Origin of the sequence: Teichococcus vastitatis (assembly GCF_003604215.1) — a bacterium.
Taxonomy (GTDB): domain Bacteria; phylum Pseudomonadota; class Alphaproteobacteria; order Acetobacterales; family Acetobacteraceae; genus Pseudoroseomonas; species Pseudoroseomonas vastitatis.
Genome location: NZ_QXGS01000104.1, coordinates 1 through 3,221, shown reverse-complemented (window position 1 = coordinate 3,221; position 3,221 = coordinate 1). Strand labels below are relative to the sequence as shown.

Here is a 3,221-nt window from a genome sequence, read left to right as displayed (position 1 = left end):
GCTGAAGGGGATAAACTGCGTCATGCCCATCAGATTCGCGGATTTCAGACCGGAGGGAAATCCGACAGACTGCTAGGAAAACGGCACGCGTGGAAATCGGTTACGTTTTGCGCTTACCAAAAAGCAGCGACACGACATCTGCGGGCTTGAGGCCTTGTGCAGAAGGCGATGAGACCTACTGCCGGACTTCCTGCGCCGCCTCGCGCGCAGCTTGGCAGATCGCAACGGCGGCGGGTGCCGGATGGCCCTGCTGGAGCAGTATGGCGCGCAGGCAGTCGAGGCGCTGCTCGAGACGCTGCTGAAACTCCTGCCCCGGCCGCTCACGCGTTCGGCTGGCACCCGCAATGCCAATCTGTTCCGGTATCTGGGTGTGAGACTGGCTTGTGTTGGACATGGAGGTTTTCCCCGGGATGTTCTACCGTAGAATGGCAGAGGTCGCGGTTGATTCCTAACAGGCTCAGAGATGAGGCCGCTAATAACCTCGATTTGTCGACTTCAGGTGGAATGTCTTTCTGTTTCTGCATCATAAATACAGCCGCCCTTTCTGCCCCGCCTTCCTGTGCCCTGAGATGCCTTGCGGTTCGGCATCTACTGCTGAACATACGGCGACGCGCACGTGTCGTTTGGATGGCTCTGGCTCGTGGGCAAAAGCACGGCGCTCCTCGAACAGGCCGTTCTCGCCCGGGCGAGGGGACTACGTGTCTGCCTTCCCAAACCCTTCTTCAACACCCGTCGGGATGCCAGCTGCGTGACGACCCATGCCATGGCCGCTCACCACAACCGAGGCTGGATGCTGGGTAGTACAACGTGTGGCTCCACGTAGCAGGTAGTCCGCCCATTTCGTACATCCCGCTCATCGGCTGTCCGGGTATCCCTTGTAGCTCCATGAGGGGTAGAACGGCCCTGCAGCTCGCAGGAGACAGGCTTTGCCGGTTGTCATCACTCACCCGTCAGACGGGGTCTATGTAGGCCACGCCCTGGACCTCGCCTTCTGGACCTTGCTCGATGCAGCCGGACAGGCCGAGGTTGTGACCTTTACCGACGAGGCGGAGGCTCGGGAGCACGTCGCCAATTGGGATGAGCGCAACAACCCTGCCAGCTACGGCTATGTGGCGGTGTCAGCCGGGCGGTACGCCGGCGTGGAGGCCCTTGCCGCGGCGGGGCTGAGTCACCTGGTCGGCGACCTGCTGGAGAACGCTTTGTCGGTTGGGAGCGCGTAGGGTCTGCTGATCATTGCGGATTGAAGGCACTACGGACGACACCCTGCCCTGTCTGGAAGATGCCCTACACCTGAGTGGTGCATCAAAGCTCATGTGGCCAGATTCCAGGCAAGCATCCGCGTGGCAGCATCCATCTGCCGCTCAACACTCCAGGCGGCTACTGTTCCCTCCTTCCCTGAAAGAACCGCCCAGCTCTGCCGAGCCAGGCGGTGAAGGACTAGGGGATCAATTACAAAGCTAAACCTGAAGTGGTAGGATAACGAATGAAACAATCTCAGGTTGTTGGCGGCTTGGGAAGCCGATTCGTTCTGACCAAGGCATAAGCTTTGCCCGGGGACTGTCCCTCTCCGTCCGGATTCCAGTACACGTCCAACGAATGACGATCTAAGCGCTCCGGCGCGGCTGATAAGCTGGAAGCTGTCTGAGGTATCAACCGGGAAACCGCCCGCAAACGCGTGATGCGTGGCAAATGGCGTAAGGTGGCGTCCAGTGATGGAACCGCCCGCTTCCATATCGCCGTGCCTGTGCTGGAGGAGGTTGAGCCCAAGCAGGCGCCTGATCCTGGCGCGTGAGGCATGGCAGCGCAGCCGCAAATCGCGTCCTGGTGCGCCGATCATGCGGGCCAACACGCGTCGTATTCCTGTCCCGGCGTCCCTGCTGGGTGTGAGCGCCACCACGATCCGGGTGGCATTGCGGGATGGCACACTGAGGGCGTGAAGGCGGGACGGACCACGCTGGTGACAGAGGGCAGCCTGCGTGAATGGGTGGACAGCCTACCGACATTCAGACGAGGCGAGCTCCCGCTTTAGCCGGTCGTTCATCCTCGCAGGTCAGGATGATGGCAAGGGCGGCCGGTGATGTGGCTGCCCATGGAGCGAGACTAGCGCGCCCGGCCACGGCTCTACCTGTTCTCCTAGCCGGGCGCGTCCTTTCCCTCCACGCCACACTCCGGCCGGAACTTCTCGCCAAATACGATTATCATTTGACTCGAACAACGGCGATGAGTTGCATGCCTTGGTCTGCGGTAGGGGGGATTTGCCGCAGAGCGTAAGCCGCCTAGCCGGGGCCTGGGGGGGACACGGCCGGGCGGCTCTACCGATCTCCACCGCCCCTCACACAGCTGGGCATCGACCGACCTCCGCATCCCTGACATCTCAGCCGACCCTGGAGTTCGTACAGCTTCTGGGTGCCGGTAGGCTGTGGCGCGCCGCGAACGCTTGCACCTCGCCCCGCACCGGTCGCAGGCATGGCGGCCCGCAGCGGATCTCGAGCTGCCATCCGAAGCGGTACCACAGGGGATCCACTGGCTTTGCCCTGCTAGAGTGGGCCGCTGCTGACCAGCCCCCATGAGGTGATCCGAGCAAAATGTCAGTGCATGGGCGGCTTGGGCGGGGCTGAACCGGCGGGACTTGGCGTTCCGGGCAGCATGGCTGGTAACGTCAGTATCACCTCCGGCACGGGTGGCCGGTAGCGCAGCGCGGAGTGCGGGCGTACCGTGTTGTAGTGCTTGCGCCACTGCTCGATCAGCACGCGGGCTTCAGCCAGGTTGTTGAACACCTCGGCGTTGAGCAGCTCGTCCCTGAGCTTGCCGTTGAACGACTCAACATACCCGTTCTCCCACGGGCTGCCGGGCTCGATGTAAGCCGTCCCGGCACCCACCCCGGTGATCCAGCCCTTCACCGCGGTGGCCACGAATTCCGGTCCGTTGTCCGAGCGGATGTGCCCAGGGATCCCGCGCATGATGAACAAGTCCGCCAGCACGTCGATGACGTCGAGGGAGTTCAGCTTGCGCGCCACCCGGATCGCCAGGCATTCGCGGGTGAACTCGTCCACCACGTTCAGCATCCGCAGCTTGCGTCCGTCCCGGGTGCGGTCCTCCACAAAGTCGTAGGCCCATACATGGTTCGCCCGCTCCGGACATAGCCGCACGTAGCTGTCTGGTCGCGGAACATTGTTGGGATCCGGTTGGGCTGGCGATCGTAGAGTACCAGCGTCGGTTCG

3 protein-coding genes are annotated in these 3,221 nt (G+C 62.5%); 1 reads left to right on the top strand and 2 read right to left on the bottom strand.

Annotation, left to right across the window (positions count from 1 at the left end; translation table 11 throughout):
- Positions 1 to 175 precede the first annotated feature (175 nt).
- On the bottom strand, positions 176 to 394 hold the full coding sequence (locus D2K64_RS23120) for a hypothetical protein (RefSeq protein ID WP_120010743.1): 219 nt from the start codon (positions 392 to 394) through the stop codon (positions 176 to 178).
- A 532-nt stretch (positions 395 to 926) separates the two neighbouring features.
- Between D2K64_RS23120 and D2K64_RS23115 the strand changes: the two genes are divergently transcribed.
- Positions 927 to 1,220 (top strand): hypothetical protein, encoded by a 294-nt coding sequence (locus tag D2K64_RS23115; RefSeq protein ID WP_120010740.1) that lies wholly within the window; start codon positions 927 to 929, stop codon positions 1,218 to 1,220.
- A 1,368-nt stretch (positions 1,221 to 2,588) separates the two neighbouring features.
- Here D2K64_RS23115 and D2K64_RS23110 read toward each other — a convergent pair.
- The coding region (locus tag D2K64_RS23110; protein WP_238384391.1) for an integrase core domain-containing protein at positions 2,589 to 3,221 on the bottom strand (633 nt) is incomplete at its 5' end.

Coding starts and splice junctions, on each gene's coding strand:
- D2K64_RS23120 (WP_120010743.1), bottom strand. CDS start 394: ATGTCCAACACAAGCCAGTCTCACACCCAGATACCGGAACAGATTGGC.